Origin of the sequence: Paenibacillus lutimineralis (assembly GCF_003991425.1) — a bacterium.
Taxonomy (GTDB): Bacteria; Bacillota; Bacilli; order Paenibacillales; family Paenibacillaceae; genus Fontibacillus; species Fontibacillus lutimineralis.
On the sequence record NZ_CP034346.1, the window covers coordinates 560196 to 576348 of the forward strand.

The following is a 16153-nucleotide window of genomic DNA, read 5'->3' on the forward strand; positions in this document are numbered from 1 at the left end:
TCCTCTCCAATCGTACTATATAGAGGTTGACCTTGTACTATGAATAATACGTTGAGGAAGACGGGAAGGTTTCATTTATTATTTTATATTGCAAAAAAGATACAATTAGTGCGAAAAATAAGGCCGAATGGTTTCAATGTTGTACCTGCTGTGTTAAATTTTCTTTACAAGGGAAAAAGAAGAAACTTTTATGCCTGTTGTTGCGTTAAATTAGACGATGATAATTATCATGCCAGATTAATCGAAGGGCATGAGGGAGGGTGGAATTTTTGAAGAAAATATGGACTATGCTTCTTGCAGCGATACTTGTTGTCCCGTTATTGCTGCAGCCAGCGACCGCACAAGCGGCTAAGGCCATCACGATCTATGTGGATGGGGTTCAATTGAAGACCGATGTGCCACCAGTGATGGTTCAAGGGCGTGTCATGCTGCCGCTTAGAGCAATTTTTGAGGCATTGGATGCAAGAGTGTATTGGAATCAAAAGAGTCAAACCGTTACTGGGATTAAGGGAGATACAACGGTAGTTCTTAAGATTAAATCGAAGGTAGCTACGATTAATGACCAGACAGTTACGCTTGATGTACCAGCACAGACATTGAGAGGCAGAACAATGGTGCCGGTCCGCTTCGTTAGTGAAGCGCTTGGTCAGGATGTGGGCTGGAATTCGAGAGATCAGATCGTAACTATTAAATCTGACACTCCAATCAACACCAGTATTTCTCCAGTGAGCTATGTATCAGCTCGAGACATCGGTAATCAAGGGGATGGGCGTGACCTGGAGGTCAGCTTCTCCAAATCGTCTACGGAGTCACTCGTTGATCATTACCGGGTTCTGGTAGTGAAGGCTTCAAAAAGCTTCAATCTGGCGTCAGCTCTGAATGTCTCCGCTTCGAATTATACAACGGTGTCGACTGCAAATTCGGATCGTGCGGTAACCTTATCGCAGAGTTCACGGGATGTAGACGGAGACTATATTAGAAATGATCAGCCTTATGTGGTTTATGTACTTGCTGTTGGGAAAGGTTCATATTCCAGCGCATTGTCGAGCTCTTCTCCGAAGATTACTCTAACAGATGTGTCTTCGGTTGCAGCGGTAACAAATGTGAAGATGAGCGATATTAGCGACTTCGGTGATGGACGTGACATCTCAGTCAGCTTCACTCGTCCGCAGAATGACAACAATATTTCGAATTACCGTGTGTTTATCGTCAAGACTAAAGATGCTAACAATTTCAGTCTTACTACTGCGAATAATTTATCCAGCAGCTACTATACGACAGTATATAAATCGGGGAGCAACGGCAGCACGATGACAGGCACTCTGTCTTCCTCGGCACGTGATACCTCCGGCGATTACATTAAGAACGGCGTACCTTATACAGCGTTCGTTCTGTCTGTAAGCAACACTAATTCAGCCGTTAATAAGCTATCGTCAGCTTCATCGTCGGTAACACTTAGTCCAAACACAGTGTCTACTCCGGTTATTACTCAAGTCGATGATATTAGTGACTACGGTGATGGACGCGACCTGCGGATTGGCTTCAACAAAATGTCTGATGAATCTAACATCAGCTCCTACCGGATCTTTGTGGTTAGAGCCAACAACTATTCGAACTTCACATTAACGAAGGCGAACAATCTGTCCAGCTCTTATTACACGCAGGTGAACAAGACGGGCTACAACATTACTCAGGTCCTCTCATCCGGAGCCCGGGATACAGATGGTAATACCATTCAAAATGGGGTCAGCTATCGTATATTCGTTATGGCCGTAGCTAAGAACTCAGGGAATAACGTGTTATCGTCTGCTTCCAATGCGATTACACTATACAGCAACAATGTAGGTACAGTATCGAATTTGTATGCCAGCGATGTGAATGATTATGGGGACGGTCGTGATCTCTATGTTTCTTTCAATAAGGCGGCAGATGAATCTAATATTAGCCATTATCGGATCATGGTCGTACCTACTTCTTATTACAGTAGCTTCAGCTTGTCAGATGCTAATAATGTATCCAGCTCTTATTACACGCAGGTGAACAAGACAGGGAATTACACTTATGGGCAGGCGCTCACATCATCTACACGGGATGTGCGTGGCAATTACATCAGGGAAGGTGTTAGCTACCGCGTCTATGTTCTCTCAGTAGGCTATGGCAACTATTCCGGCAGCAATGCGCTGTCCTCGGCATCGTCTACGATTACACTCGGTAAGAACTACAATGTGCAAGCCGTATCGAACCTGACTGTCGCTGATGTGAACGATTATGGAGATGGCCGTGACCTACAGGTAACGTTCACGAAGCCTTCCGATGAATCCAATGTCAATCAATATCGGATTCTGGTTGTGCCTACTTCTTATTACAGCAGCTTCAGTCTGTCGCAAGCTAATAGCAGCTCTTATTACACAATAGAGGGCAGAGGCGGGAACAGGTCGGTAACCCGGACCCTGGATGGGGCCAAGGACGTGCGCGGCAACTACATTACGGAAGGCACCAGCTACCGTGTCTATGTACTGACTGTAGCAAACGGAAATTCCTCGAACGCTAACGCGTTGTCTTCTGCTTCATCCGTAATTGCGCTTGGTAAAAATAATAAAGCCGTTCAAGCGGCGAGCAATGTTAGAGCAAGCGATGTAGGTGATTATGGAGATGGCCGAGATTTGCAGGTTTCGTTCACGAAGGCTTCCGATGAATCCAATATAGGTAATTACCGTATTCTCGTTGTCCCTGCCTCAAAGGCAAATGGCTTTGGTGTAAACGAAGCCATTAAAGCTTCTTATTTTACTGACGTAAATAAAGGTCTATATAGTTTGAACTTGAGAAATGGTGATAGAGATACGGATGGTAACCTAATTGCCAACGATAAAGAGTATCGTGTTTACGTATTGTCAGTAGGTACGGGAAGCTCCAAAGGAATGTATAACTTGTCCTCTCCTTCCGATGTTATTAAATTGACTAATCTTGCAAAAGTTGATGAAGTAGGGCAAGTAGTGTTAAATGCTAAAGGAAGTAAGTATAGTGATATCGAGGTCAGTTTTAAGAAAGTCAAGGATGAGCAGAATGTACAAGAGTATAGAGTGTTTATGATTCCAGAGGGGTGGGCCGGTACTTTCAATCAACAGAGTGCCGAAAGCATTAAAGATGGCAGCTGGTACTCCATAATTAGACCCAATAATAATGATGTTGTGCAAACCTTGATGACTTCAAAAGATGCCTCTGGGAATCCTATTGTAGTTGGAACCTCGTATGTTGCTAAAGTAATGACCGTAGCTAAGACAGGAGCCAATGCATTGTCAAAACAATCTAACGCAGTAACACTCTCGCCAAATCCAGATGATATCACGGTTGAGGCGGCCACAATAACAACTGCGGATGCTGATGCTAACGGCATTACGGTTAAGTTTAACAAACCAGCTATAGACACAAATATTTCCGAGTATGAAGTATTTGTCGTTAATGATGGCTTAGATCTGACTTTGAACAACTTAAACACGGCTGTTTACTCTCAAAAAGTGTCTAAAGATTCGGTGGAAGCTAAGCTTGTGGTGAGTACAGATAAAAAATATAAAATTTACGTGTTATCCAAAGCCAACGGGATCAATGCTAAAAAATCCTCATTATCGCAACCATTTATCACAAACGTGGTAACACCAGCCCCATCTCAAGACGCACAATCTTAAGAGATAGGCTAAAATAAATTCTCCACAAAAGGGACTCCTCAATGGTGCTTCATGGACCATAAGAAGGAGTCCCTTCTTGTGTGCGCAGCAGAGCACATCCCTGCGACTGCATCCCGGAATAAATGGCGTAGACTGGCATAGGGCAATCAAGTAGTTGTACAATAAAGGGACAAGCTTTAATACCAAAATTTAGGATAAGGTGGACGTGGATTCATGAAGAAAGTCGGTTTAGTAATGCGTAAAATTCAATTTGCGGAGGCGCAGGGTCCCAGGGTATTTGCCGAACGGCTGCGGAGTATCGCTAAAGAGCTGGGAATCGAGATCGTCTTTATTTCTCCTGAGCGGCATGTCAGTGGCCACGACTGGATTCCGGGATACGAGCATGAGAAGGGGGATCTGGTCAATTACGATATTGTTCTTGATCAGATTTACGCAGAGCGTATCGAGCATGTGATCTATACGGTATCCGGGTTCACCTTCCTGAAGATGTTCCTGAAGAATAGCGTGCTGTTTCCACATAGCTTTCCTGACCCAGCCCTAACAGGTTATGAGATGATGAAGCCCTTCTATAGCATCGTAGACAAGGCGGTTGTGCAGACAGACTTTCTGAAGCGCCAGCTGGATACGGTATTTGGCGTTAGCGACGTGGATGTGATCCCCATCGGCTTCAGTGAGGAATTAGCCCATCGGTATTACGACCCGAATGCTGTCGTGGCTAATCGCATATTATGGATCGGCCGTGATGAAGAGAATCGTCGCCCGGATCTCGTGCTGGAATATGCCAGACAGAACCCGGACAAAGAGGTTTATATGGTGTTCGGCGGAATGCGCTACAAGGAAAGTATGAAGAAATACGATATTTCTCACAATGTGAAGCTGAAATTTGCTCTGACTCAGGCGGAAGTATTTGAGCTGATGAACTCGGCCAAGGTGTACTGGAGCTGTTCTAAATTCGATACGTTTGCGATGCCGTTGACCGAGGCGCTGGCGATGGGGAAGATTGTGGTCAAACCAGAGCACCCTTGCTATGATCACATTAGCTCGCGGCATGCCTTTGCTGGCAACGAGCAGAACTGGTTTGAGCTGGTTAATATGGCGGCGGCCCTGCCACAACAGACTTCCGTACATAATCGCGAGTACGCTTTTGGTAAATTTTCATCTACAGTGATGAAGCAAGGATATGAGAATTTTTTTGATCAGTGGTTGAGTAATTAAATGCAAATTATTTGAAGAACAAGCGAAATCATCCGAATTGAGGAAATTGGGAAAAGGTTATTTCATATGTATAGAGTAGCCCTGTTTTTAGGGTATGGGTAGAGATACGTAGTAGGCACTCTCGGGTTAATCACCCGTAAGAGTGATTCTTATTTTGTAAGCGCTATAATTTATAATTTTGGGATGATGAGGTTATGGGCGGGAGGAGAATGCAGGATGAGTTTGAATCACAGCTTGGGGTACGAAGATGACGCGAAATTGTTAATTGTAAATGCGGATGATTACGGTATGTGTCATTCGGAGAATCTGGCGGTTCAGCGGCTATTCCAGGAAGGGATTATCTCTTCGTCAACAATTATGATGCCCTGTGGATGGGCAAAGGAAGCTGCGGTCTGGAGCGCGAATCATAATGAATATGATGTTGGCGTGCACTTGACCTTCACCAGCGAATGGAGCGGTTATAAATGGGGACCCGTAACAAGGAATGGCGATGTAAGATCACTGGTAACGAAGGAAGGGTACTTCCCGACGGACTGTAAAACATTTGAAGAGCAGGCTGAGCCTGAGCAGGTGCGCCTAGAGATCGTCAATCAGATTGAAGCTGCGCTGGCGATGGGAGTCAATCCGACGCATCTCGATAATCATATGGGCAGCCTATATGGCCTGGCGACTGGCAAGCAGTTCCTGGATGTTGTCTTTGAGATTTGTGCTTGGTACGGGCTGCCCTTCCGCATGCCAAGAGCGCTGCCCGATATGGAGAAAATACCTCCCGAGGCAATAGAAGTGACGAATCAGGTTACGGCTCTGGCCGACCGTATGGGCGTCGTTATTCTAGACCATTTGATTGGTCTACCCTTCGGGAAACTGCCGGGGGAGACGTATGATAGCTATAAACAGAGCATGATTGAAGTGCTGCAGAATTTGCAGCCTGGGGTGTCGGAAATTCTGATTCACCCGGCGATTGCGAGCGAGGAGCTTAAAGCGGTCCATCACGAATGGGAGAAGCGGCAATGGGATTATGAGCTGTTCCGTGACCAAGAAGTACAGCAGGTGATTGAAGAGCAGGGAATCGTTCGGACCTCATGGAATGCATTGCAGAAGGTACAGAGACAAGGGAAATAAATCGGAAAGCAGCAGGGGCTGTCCTGTGAGTCGTCAAGACTACATGGGATAGCTCCTTTTTTCGTGAACACAGTAAATTTTTAGAGAATCTGATTTACCTATTGCATTATACAGTGTAACTGTATATAGTATAACTATACAGTTCAACGATATATAGTTCGACTGAATAAAGGGGGAAACGTAATATGAAACGGGATAAAAATTTACCGCTGACAGAGACGGTTTATTATATACTGCTGGCTTTGCTTGAGCCGGCCCATGGATATTTAATTATTCAGAAGGTGGAGGAGTTGAGCGCTGGTCAGGTACATATGGCAGCCGGGACGTTATATGGGGCGGTGGACAATCTGCTGAAGCAGAAGCTGATCCAGCCCGTACGCAGCGAGGATAGCCGCCGCAAGGTTTATGTTATTACCGAATTGGGGCGTGATATTCTGCTTCAGGATTATGCACGCATGCGCCATATGATTGAGATGACAGGGATGCTTATGGATCAGGAAAGAGGGGGAGCAATATGAAGAAATATAAATTTTTTACCGATTTTGACCGTGAAGAGAAGTGGCTGAACGAGGTGGCTCGTTCAGGACATCAGCTCGTGAATAAAGCCTATAGCTATGAATTCGCTGAAGGATCACCCGAGGAGGCAAATTACCGGATTGATTATCGGACCTTCAAGAATAGACAAGATTTCGAGGATTATCGGATGTTATTCGAGGATAGCGGCTGGAAGCATATCGCTGGGACGAAGAGCTCGGGAGCTCAATATTTCAAGCAAGTGATGGATCAAGGAGATGAAGATATATTCTCGGACGTAGACTCCAAAGCGGCGCGCTATAAGCGGCTCTCGGAAATGTGGCTGTCGCTGGCTGGCTGCTTCATCCCTTTGTTCGCGGTATTGATATCCACGGGTGCGATTAACATCACTGCTTTTATTAAGCCTAAGCTTCTCTATTATACGCCAGGACTTTGGGAGATGAGCGGGACGCATTTCTGGAGAGCATTTCTATTCGAGACACCATTCGCCTTTTTCCGCGGCTTCGGTTGGGTGATTTTACCGATTTTCATTCTGGTGTATGTGATTTTCGCTTATAAAGCAAAGAAGCAATATGAGAAGACGCAGCAAGGACACTAGAGCTACCTTATAAGAGCAAGAGCCTCCCAGAGACCATAATATCGGTCCTATGGGGGCTTTTTCGCCTTTTTCTGCCTGGTACAGAAAAAATGAAAGAAGTTTTGAAACTTTTTCTGCCTCTTCTCAGTCTAACGAGCACAACAGCAAGCCAAGCTTGTAACAAGCAAAGGATTTGCGATCCAATTGGGGGTGAACCAACTGAATAAAGAAACAGCACAAATGACGGAGCAACAGTTCAGCGAACGGATCGGAGCGTGCAAGGAGAAGCTGTACCGCTTTGCCTACTGTTATGTGAAGAATGAGCAGGAGGCGCTAGAGATCGTATCGGAGGCGACCTATAAGGCCTATCTCGCATACAGAAGATTAGATAATCCGCAGTATTTCGAGACCTGGATCAGCCGAATTGTCATTAACTGCGCCATGGACCATATGAGAAGACACAAGAAATACACCTACATGGAAGACAGCGTGGTGGAGTTCTCCGCCAAGGAGGATCCGGTTCCACTGGAGGACAGATGGGATCTTTATGAGGCGCTGGATCGTCTCGAGCCGGAGGATAAGGCCTTTATTATTTTGAAATATTTCGAAGATCAGCGGTTCAAGGATATGGCCGAAGTTCTGTCGATGCCGGAGAGCACTGTGAAGACGAGACTCTACCGGATACTGGATAAGCTGAAGAGACAATTAATCAAGGAAGAGGTAGATATGCTATGACCGGAAAAGAACGCTATGAAAATATAGAAATTCCTTCTCAGCTCTCTGACGTTATTGAAGAGGCAACGCAGCGCGGGCGGGCTCACCAACGGAACCGAAGAATGATTCGTGGAACTTCCACTCTTGTCGCAGCATGTGCTGCATTAATGATCGCCGTTAATGTACCAGGTGTGGCCATGGCGTTATCCGATGTACCCGTTGTAGGATCGATCGTCAAGGTTCTGCAGGTTGGAGGCGGGGGAGAACGTACGGATGGGGCCAAGGTGAGTACGTCGGTTCAAGAGAATGCGCTGGATATTCACTTCACCGTCGATGGAGAACAGATCGCCAGCGTACCTGCATATACGGTGGACTATAAGGAAGCACCGAACCGGTTGATCTTTAACTTCAACGGCGTCCGCGATCTGGATTTGCAGAAATTGCAACAGGATATTCGTTCTCTCTCGAATGTGAAGGACGTGTATAGCAATGTTATTCTGGATGACTCCGCAATCCGCTTCGTCGTTGAGCTTAAGGATAATATCGATTATTCTGTGTCTGAATACAAGGAGCCTGGTTATATTCAATTGAAGCTGTTCGGTACTGCCAAGCAGGCGGAGCCTCACGAAGTTTTCTATGTCCGCAGCCAGGAGATGGAGCAGGGTGAATCGCTTGGTATGCTGGATGAGCAATATGCTCAGGATGGAAGTTCGGTCATCAAGACGAAGAGCGGTAAGTTCGTGCTGGCGATCGGCGGCTTTGCATCTCGGGCCGAGGCCGAGGAGATGCTTCATCAATTGTCTGAACGCGAGGATTATTATGAGACGCTGCAAGTAGATAGCTGGATGAGCAATGAGAACCCGCAATAATAATGCTAGTGAATAACCGTCTGATAAATAAAAAGAGAGTTGAAGGGGATACCTTCAGCTCTCCTTTGCTTTCAAGAAGCTGCTACATGCAGCGCGACGCTACTTCAGCGACAACGTTTCTTCGTATAGCAATGCTTCTATCTTCTCCTTACTTAATGGCGGACTATAATAGTATCCTTGTATTTGATCGCAGCCATGGGCCTGGAGGAACTTGAGCTGTTCTTCCGTCTCGACTCCTTCGGCGAGCACCGTTAAGCCCAGCGATTTGCCAAGCTGAATAATGGATAGGAGCAGAGCCGTATCCCTTGGATTTTCTGGTGTTTGCGTGATGAAGGTCCGATCGATCTTGAGCACCTGAAGAGGCAGTTCTTTTAAGTAATAGATCGAAGAATAACCTGTACCGAAGTCGTCGATGGATAGTGAAATTCCCCGTTCCTTCAGGTAGTCCAGCTTATTCTTAATAATTACCGGATCATTCAGAATCGACTCAGTAACTTCCAGTTCGAGGTACTGCGGGGCTAATCCGGTCTGCTCCAGCGCCGCCTCTACGATATGTACGAATCTAGGATGCCGAAATTGAATCGCCGAGACATTAACAGAGATCGGCAGCTTCGGATAGCCGGCTTCCTGCCAGGCCTTATTCGTCCGACAGGCTTCACGCAATACCCATTCTCCAAGCTGTACAATAAATCCAGTATCTTCAGCCACAGGAATGAAGGTAGAGGGCAATATTCGCCCGTGATCGGGGTCGTTCCAACGAATAAGAGCCTCATAGCCGGTCAAGACCAGGCTGGATGAATCGACTTTGGGCTGGTAATATAACTCAAATTCACCATTCTCCAAGGCAAGCGGCAATTTCTTCTCGATTTGAACTCTTTCCAGCAGCTTATCCATTAAGTAATAATCAAAGTAGTGCGGTTCCTGTACAGAGGCTAGCTTCGCTTCCTTCATCGCTAATTCCGCATGCTTCAACAACTGGGTTACATCGGTTCCGTCATCCGGAAAAATGCTGATTCCCATGCCGAATCCGACATGAATTTTCTCCCCATTGACGAGATAGGAATGTCTAAGCGCCTCGCATAATTCGCAGGCCATTTTATGTATTTGCAACGGATCAGACAGGCTGGATAACAGAATGATGAACTCATCGGCGAAGCTGCGGCAAATCGGTGTTCCTTCCGGGAAGGTAGCACGCATGCGATCTCCGACTCCCTTCAACAGTTCATTTCCAGCACGCTCTCCATAGCTCTCATTAATATATCGGAAGCGATTCAGATTTACTCTAAGCACGGCTGCTGTCTTCTGCTCGTCTTTAGTTTGCTCTAAGCTGGCTTTCATCACTGTACTGAATCGGCTCATGGTCAACAGATCTGTGACAGCGTCAAAATACGTGAGTTGACGGATCCTCTGTTTGGAGGCGTTACGATCTTCGATTTCTTCCGTTACATCGAACTGTAAGCCGATAAAATAGATCAATTCTCCGTCGGGATTCAGAATCGGGCTAATAATGAACTGATTCCAGAACGTGGATCCGTCTTTGCGGTAGTTCTTAATTGTCACCGTATCCGCTCGGCCTTCCTTGATCGCTTGCCTGATCACTCCTAGATGACGTTTGTCCGTCTCTTCCCCCTGTAGAAAGCGGGAATTGCGCATGAGGACTTCTTCACGCTTATATCCAGTAATCTTCTCGAATCCCTGGTTGACATATACTAAGGGATTGTCCTTGAGCCTAGGGTCCGTAATAGCTATCCCAACACCCATCATATCGATGGATCGGAGCAGGGCCGAGGAATTGATAATTGACTCAATATGCGTATAATCTGACGCTTGGTCCATACTAATACCCCCTAACAACCGTAATGAAATATGTAAAAGAACCAATTTCATGAAGCGTGTTACTCAAATAATCAGGGTCGTGTTGAAATTGACTCTTTCGGACGATGTTCGGTTGGGAGCACCTCTCTTCCACATCATACATGCTGAACCGAAAGGAAATCAATGGTAGAACTCATCGTTCCCCAGCAAAATTATGTATTGTCTAAGATGATATTACCATATTCGGAGCGATACGTAGTTCGATTGTTCTGAACAGTTTGTAAATGTAGTAGATAAGTACTAGCTCTGGCGAACATAAAGAAGCGATTTCGCGCATTCAGCGAGAAATCGCATACCACTCTTATTATTCCCCGTTACCCGAATGCTCCTGAGGGGTGAACCGCTCACTCTCTAAAAACAGCTTGCCTCGGTACTCAAAAGGAGATATGCCCTCTAATTCCTTGAACACTCGTGAAAAGTGCCTCGTATTTTCAAATCCGACCGCTTCACTGATCTCTGCTATCTTCAGCGATCCATTTCCGATTAATTCCTTCGCCTTGCGAATGCGCACCTTCTTCAAGTAAGTCACGAAGCTTTCTCCAGTAAAAGTTTTGAACGCTTCGCTAAAATAGGAATAATTCAGAGATACGTGATTGCTTACCATAGCCATATTCAGCGGACGATGATAATTTTCTTCGATAAAAGCCACAGCTTCCTTCATATCCCCATGCTCGGTATGAGCCGATCGGATCTCCTTGATGTATTTGTCCAGACTAGACAGAAGCTGCTCCAACGATCTGAAATAATTGTGAAAATGGTCGAAATTGGAGAGGTCGCCAACCTTGCGATACAACTTGATCACTTCTACAGATGCTTCTCCATATATTCGGAATACCTCATCAAGGACCTGTTCATTGATTTGCTTGCTGACAGCCTCCAGATATTGAGTATCAATCCCTGCCAACTGATCAATCCGAAAGATATGATGCAAGAGTGGTCCGATCTCTTTTTCCCGGCCTGTACCCAGAATGTTGCCCAGCTTGCGAATATCCTCCATAGGTATAGCGTAGAACTGCCGTTCCCTCGGGAGCTCGGAGTACCAGATCAGACGAGTCTTGGGATATATAAAGGAGTAGTTCAGAGACTCGCTTGCTTGTCTGTAGCATTTGGCGAGATCCTCCAATCGATTTCCCTCTTCGCTGACGCCGATCAATAACCCATTAAGCCCTTTGCTGCTGGCCAAAAGCGACATGTCTGCAAATTTCTGCTGCGATCCTCCTACGAGCACAACTCTTCCTTCACGGTCCAGTAGAGAGGCGTTTAGCTTGCCCTCTACACTTACAAACAGATCCTCAGCGAGGGTCTTCAATCCTTCCTTCTTGATCCGGCTGCCGTTTTCGTATTGATAGGTTAGCACAGCGACCGAGAAGGGCAGGACATACTGCTCAAAGTTGATCTCTTTGTTCCACAACCGGATCTCATTCTCCGACAAATCCCGCTGCATCAACAAATCCTGCAAGCGTACCAATTGAACCTGCAGCCGATAGCCCTCAGTAATGGCCATCTGCTCGGCAATGAGAGAGCGTCTTGCCAGGTGATCGTTACATTTGCGCAGCGCAGTGAACAATTCATCTCTGTGGATCGGTTTGAGCAGATAATCGATCGCCTGATACCTGATCGCTGCTTTGGCATATTCAAAATCCTCATATCCGCTCAAAATAATGATTAGCGGCCGCTCATCTTGACTCGCTGGCAGAGGCTCTGTCGATATTTTCTCAATCAAAGAGATTCCATTCATAATAGGCATCCGGATATCAGTAATAATAATCTCGGCCCCATGATCCCGATATAGCTCGAGCGCCTCAGCGCCCTGAGTAGCCGTAAATAATGCAAACTGGTCGGGAAATTCGCGTTCAATCATCGTTTTCAGACCCAGACGAATATTTTTCTCATCATCCACGATTATCAAATTTGTCATTCATGCCTACCCTCCCCGTTAGCAGTACCTTTGGCAAGGACATCACAACTGTTGTGAACTGACCTTGTTCACTGAATACTCGAAGGCCGTATTCGTTGCCGTAATATAATCGAATACGCTCCTGCACATTTCGAAGGCCAATTCCATTACGATTCGCCTCTGGTCCGGAACTGCGGAAAAGTTTATCATTCATCCCTATAGACTGCAATTCCTGATTTAAGACGGACAAATCCTCCGCGTGCATCCCTATGCCATTGTCCGTGACTATGATCTGCACGTCGTGATTCTGCCAATCAAGCACTTGAATCAAAATTTGTTTATCGGACTCTTCTCCGATCCAAGCATGCTTTACGGCGTTTTCGACAATCGGCTGAAGGGACATCTTGAGCATTTCCAGCTCCATGGCCTCTTCAGGAATATCGAGCTTAAGAAGAATCGGTTCGTCAAATCGGATGTTCATCACTTTCGTGTAATTCTCGATATGCCGAATCTCATCGCGCAGCTTCGCGTACTCTCCAGACCATTTAAAGTTGTATCGCATCATTCCCCCAAGGGAAGTTAACGAATCAGAAATCGTTCGTTGATTCTCAATTTCGGCTAACATTTTTATGTTTTCCAATGTATTAAATAGAAAGTGGGCGTCAATTTGATTATGAAGCGAGCGCAGCTCCGCTTCCTTCGTTAGCGCTTGCTTGTATACCGCTTGAGCGACCAATGTATTAATCGTATTCATTAGCTTGGAGAAATGATGTGCGAGCTCTCCGACTTCGCCGCCGCCGCGAATAGAGATTCCACTGTAGGCTTCTCCTCGCCGTACCTTTTTCATCTCCTCCGTTAATAGGCGAAGATTTTTTAGAATAAAGGCATTCAGAATATAAGCGATCAGGGTGACCAGCGTAATAAAAACGATATTGGCTCCGATGAGGAGATTACGTGTACGGGATATATCCTGGATCACACCCTCCATGGATACGATATTGATCAGATTGGCATTAATCCGTTCAATTCGCTGATGCAATAGTAGAAACTGTTTTCCGTTCTCCTTATAACGAATATCCCATTTTCCCGTATCCTGATAACGCTGAAGGCGCTCCTTAATAATACTTTCCATTTCCGGGTTCGCTTTCAGAAAGGAGTCCTTCTCCCGTGTGAATGTCTGTGCTTCGCTGTCCACAAGCAGCATCTGCGACTTGCTGTCCTGCATGACCGAGTAAGTCCTCGGACTGAAGTTCTCCAGCAACATGTCAACCTGAACCATACCGACATGATGGCCCGCAGGGATGCTCAATTCACGAAGCAGCGATACCTTTGGCGTAAGCGCAGGCGTTTGCCCTATGTACCGTTCCATCAGATCCGGATCATTGTATTGGAAAGACCAGGACTCCAAGCCCTTCATCTGTACGGCCTTCTTATACCACGATTCATTGGCTACACGGTATTCGCGGAAGAAGATCGGCCAAATCTCCACAATATCACTGCTGGAGAATAGGCGAAGATGTGCCACGTTGGGATTGTAATACTGAATGCGTGTCAGATTCTTGAAGATATAGTTGTTGAAGTTGACCAGTTCATCGGGATCCGGATCGCTGGTATGAGCGAGGTAATCCTTTACCTCCGGGTCTTCATAAGCGACCACAACCGCCCGGACCATAGATTCAATTTGCGTATCAATATGCAATTGCTCCATTTCCAGTAAGGAGATACTCTTGTCCTCGGCATCGCGCAAATACATGTTGTTGATCGCTTTATAAGAATAGAAGGACACCAACAGGCAGGGTCCTAAAATGATAAAAATATAGGCAGCGATCAGGCGGCTCTGCAGAGAACGGCGCCCAATCCAATACATCAATGAATCCCAAATCGCTCGCAAGCGCTTCCCCCTCATCATAGCTAGCGACTCCTTTATAGACACCCAAAAGCCCGCGGTAAGCGGGCGTTTTGGGCAGGGCTATAGTTACATGCCGAGCTTCTTCTTATTCTCTTCATACTTTGCTTGTTTGTATGCCTGTACTTTGGCATATCCAAGGTCATCTTGCTTCTTAATATATTCATCCCAGATTTTATCGAATTCGGTTTCGGAACTTGCCATAATCAACTTAGGCAATGTCTTGCCGCGTAAATCCTTAATCTTGGTATTGATGATGCCTTCATCAGAATTGGCAAGTGGATCAAGCTCATCGAACTCAGAGAAGCTCTTCGTTTTGCCGCGAGTCCAATCTTCCAATTGTTTGTACGGTTCAACCGATTGCGGTGCCCATTGCTGGGTAATATTCGTATTTTGCATCATCCAGAAGGTGAAGGAGGAACCGTATTTCTTATCGAAAGCGGAACGGTCTTTGTTCATCAGGTCAAATGCTTCAGGCAAGAATTGCTCCTTACCGTCAATTGTATCATAGCTGACGCCTTTCTCACCAAGATAAAAGTCTTTCTGGCCTTCCTCACTGTTCAGATAGCTAAGGAATTTAATGGCGCGCTCTTTGTCTTTCACATCTTTAGAGATCAGGGTCAAAGTCCAACCGGAAATGCTTGGGCCGTTCAAGGTTGGTGCGTCCAGGTTAGCATTTGCAGGACCATCGACGGCGATATAGATCTTGTTAGGATCTTGCTGGAACAAAGTGCCGAGCTGGGCCGCAAAGTCTGTACGCTGGTACAGCATCGCGAAGTAACGACCTTGGGCGATTTTTTCTTCCATTTGTGCACGTTTGTCGATAAAGATATCTTTAGCCAGCAAGCCGTCTTGATTCGCTTGACGCAGCACTTTCATCCATTTGATATATTCTGGATCACGTTCGCGCTCATACAATTGACCGTCTTTTTCCCGCGGAATCGCCAGGAAGTTCTGAATATAACCTTCCAGGGAGTCATTTCCTGTCTGAATGAACTCATGCAGTCCAAACGGAATCATCGGTTGGCCGTCGATTTGCGGGAACTTCTCCTTAGCAGCCTTCAGGGCGGCAAGGAACCCTTCTGGAGTGCGCATGTCGGGACTGCCAATCGCCTCATAAATATCCTTACGCACTACAAACGTCTGGTTGGATACATAAGTATCACCAAATTGCTGGTAGTCTTTGGGGGATGAGGAAGAGTTCGGATAACCGTACACGTTACCGTCTTCTTGTGTGTACCAACCCAGCTTGTCAGGGTCGGATACTTTGAAGAAGTAAGGATCGTATTGTTCTGCCAATTCGTTGAGCGGAAGTACTAGCCCGCCTTCGATCATCTTCTTCACGCCATCTTCCCACCAGCCAAGCGTAATGAAATCAGGCAGCTTGCCGGAAGCAATCAGTGTATTCAGCTTCTCGTTTTCGTTACCAGCAGGAACGATGAAGTTAATATCAACGCCTGTCTTTTTAGTGACATACTGGGAAGTCGGATCAACGCCCCATTTATTAGGGAACCAGGCAAAGTTCAAATACCAGTCAAACGTAATCGGAGATGTGTCTGACTTCCAACCTGGCTCGTCTGCGGATGGAGCTGCTTTGTCAGACGTTGTAGATGTGTTCGCTGGAGCATTGTTAGCGTTTTCTTTTTTGGCGCTATTATTTCCTTTACCGGAACAAGCCGCCAAGGACAGAACCATGATACATGCCATAAGAAGCATTATCACTTTTTTGGACTTTCTTTTCATGCCCATGCATTTTAACCC

General features: G+C 46.0%; 11 protein-coding genes. 7 read left to right on the forward strand and 4 right to left on the reverse strand.

Annotation, left to right across the window (positions count from 1 at the left end):
- Positions 1-269 precede the first annotated feature (269 nt).
- The 7 genes from EI981_RS02440 (at position 270) to EI981_RS02470 (ending at position 8714) form a co-directional block, all read left to right on the forward strand.
- The gene (locus EI981_RS02440) at positions 270-3683 is read left to right on the forward strand and encodes a copper amine oxidase N-terminal domain-containing protein (RefSeq protein WP_126995116.1); all 3414 of its coding nucleotides are present in this window, start codon (positions 270-272) and stop codon (positions 3681-3683) included.
- Positions 3684-3896: 213 nt separating this feature from the next.
- Positions 3897-4898 carry a glycosyltransferase gene (locus EI981_RS02445; RefSeq protein WP_126995118.1) on the forward strand — a complete coding sequence of 334 codons (1002 nt, stop codon included), beginning with the start codon at positions 3897-3899 and terminating at the stop codon, positions 4896-4898.
- A 216-nt stretch (positions 4899-5114) separates the two neighbouring features.
- Positions 5115-6020 (forward strand): polysaccharide deacetylase family protein, encoded by a 906-nt coding sequence (locus EI981_RS02450; protein ID WP_126995120.1) that lies wholly within the window; start codon positions 5115-5117, stop codon positions 6018-6020.
- A gap of 185 nt (positions 6021-6205) precedes the next feature.
- Positions 6206-6538 (forward strand): PadR family transcriptional regulator, encoded by a 333-nt coding sequence (locus tag EI981_RS02455; protein WP_126995122.1) that lies wholly within the window; start codon positions 6206-6208, stop codon positions 6536-6538.
- On the forward strand, positions 6535-7152 hold the full coding sequence (locus tag EI981_RS02460) for a DUF2812 domain-containing protein (protein WP_126995124.1): 618 nt from the start codon (positions 6535-6537) through the stop codon (positions 7150-7152). Before EI981_RS02455 ends, EI981_RS02460 begins: the two co-directional genes overlap by 4 nt.
- 219 nt (positions 7153-7371) lie before the next feature.
- A complete protein-coding gene (locus tag EI981_RS02465; protein ID WP_193556425.1) occupies positions 7372-7866 on the forward strand; it encodes a sigma-70 family RNA polymerase sigma factor in 495 nt (164 codons plus the stop codon).
- On the forward strand, positions 7863-8714 hold the full coding sequence (locus EI981_RS02470; protein WP_126995126.1) for a DUF4179 domain-containing protein: 852 nt from the start codon (positions 7863-7865) through the stop codon (positions 8712-8714). Before EI981_RS02465 ends, EI981_RS02470 begins: the two co-directional genes overlap by 4 nt.
- Before the next feature lie 99 nt (positions 8715-8813).
- Here the strand turns inward: EI981_RS02470 and EI981_RS02475 are convergent, their stop codons facing one another.
- The 4 genes from EI981_RS02475 to EI981_RS02490 all read right to left on the reverse strand — a co-directional run bounded on the left by EI981_RS02475 (position 8814) and on the right by EI981_RS02490 (position 16141).
- Complete coding sequence (locus EI981_RS02475; RefSeq protein WP_126995128.1) at positions 8814-10550, reverse strand: putative bifunctional diguanylate cyclase/phosphodiesterase; 1737 nt, start codon at positions 10548-10550, stop codon at positions 8814-8816.
- Between the two features lie 343 nt (positions 10551-10893).
- Positions 10894-12507 (reverse strand): response regulator, encoded by a 1614-nt coding sequence (locus EI981_RS02480; RefSeq protein WP_126995130.1) that lies wholly within the window; start codon positions 12505-12507, stop codon positions 10894-10896.
- The gene (locus EI981_RS02485) at positions 12482-14395 is read right to left on the reverse strand and encodes a cache domain-containing sensor histidine kinase (RefSeq protein ID WP_227011660.1); all 1914 of its coding nucleotides are present in this window, start codon (positions 14393-14395) and stop codon (positions 12482-12484) included. Before EI981_RS02485 ends, EI981_RS02480 begins: the two co-directional genes overlap by 26 nt.
- 66 nt (positions 14396-14461) lie before the next feature.
- On the reverse strand, positions 14462-16141 hold the full coding sequence (locus EI981_RS02490) for a type 2 periplasmic-binding domain-containing protein (protein WP_126995132.1): 1680 nt from the start codon (positions 16139-16141) through the stop codon (positions 14462-14464).
- Positions 16142-16153: the final 12 nt, after the last annotated feature.

What these genes read in the sequence shown, in the direction of transcription:
- EI981_RS02470 (WP_126995126.1), top strand. Translation starts at nt 7,863, where the DNA reads ATGACCGGAAAAGAACGCTATGAAAATATAGAAATTCCTTCTCAGCTC.
- EI981_RS02445 (WP_126995118.1), top strand. Translation starts at nt 3,897, where the DNA reads ATGAAGAAAGTCGGTTTAGTAATGCGTAAAATTCAATTTGCGGAGGCG.
- EI981_RS02490 (WP_126995132.1), bottom strand. Translation starts at nt 16,141, where the DNA reads ATGGGCATGAAAAGAAAGTCCAAAAAAGTGATAATGCTTCTTATGGCA.
- EI981_RS02450 (WP_126995120.1), top strand. Translation starts at nt 5,115, where the DNA reads ATGAGTTTGAATCACAGCTTGGGGTACGAAGATGACGCGAAATTGTTA.
- EI981_RS02480 (WP_126995130.1), bottom strand. Translation starts at nt 12,507, where the DNA reads ATGACAAATTTGATAATCGTGGATGATGAGAAAAATATTCGTCTGGGT.
- EI981_RS02460 (WP_126995124.1), top strand. Translation starts at nt 6,535, where the DNA reads ATGAAGAAATATAAATTTTTTACCGATTTTGACCGTGAAGAGAAGTGG.
- EI981_RS02485 (WP_227011660.1), bottom strand. Translation starts at nt 14,395, where the DNA reads ATGATGAGGGGGAAGCGCTTGCGAGCGATTTGGGATTCATTGATGTAT.
- EI981_RS02465 (WP_193556425.1), top strand. Translation starts at nt 7,372, where the DNA reads ATGACGGAGCAACAGTTCAGCGAACGGATCGGAGCGTGCAAGGAGAAG.
- EI981_RS02475 (WP_126995128.1), bottom strand. Translation starts at nt 10,550, where the DNA reads ATGGACCAAGCGTCAGATTATACGCATATTGAGTCAATTATCAATTCC.
- EI981_RS02455 (WP_126995122.1), top strand. Translation starts at nt 6,206, where the DNA reads ATGAAACGGGATAAAAATTTACCGCTGACAGAGACGGTTTATTATATA.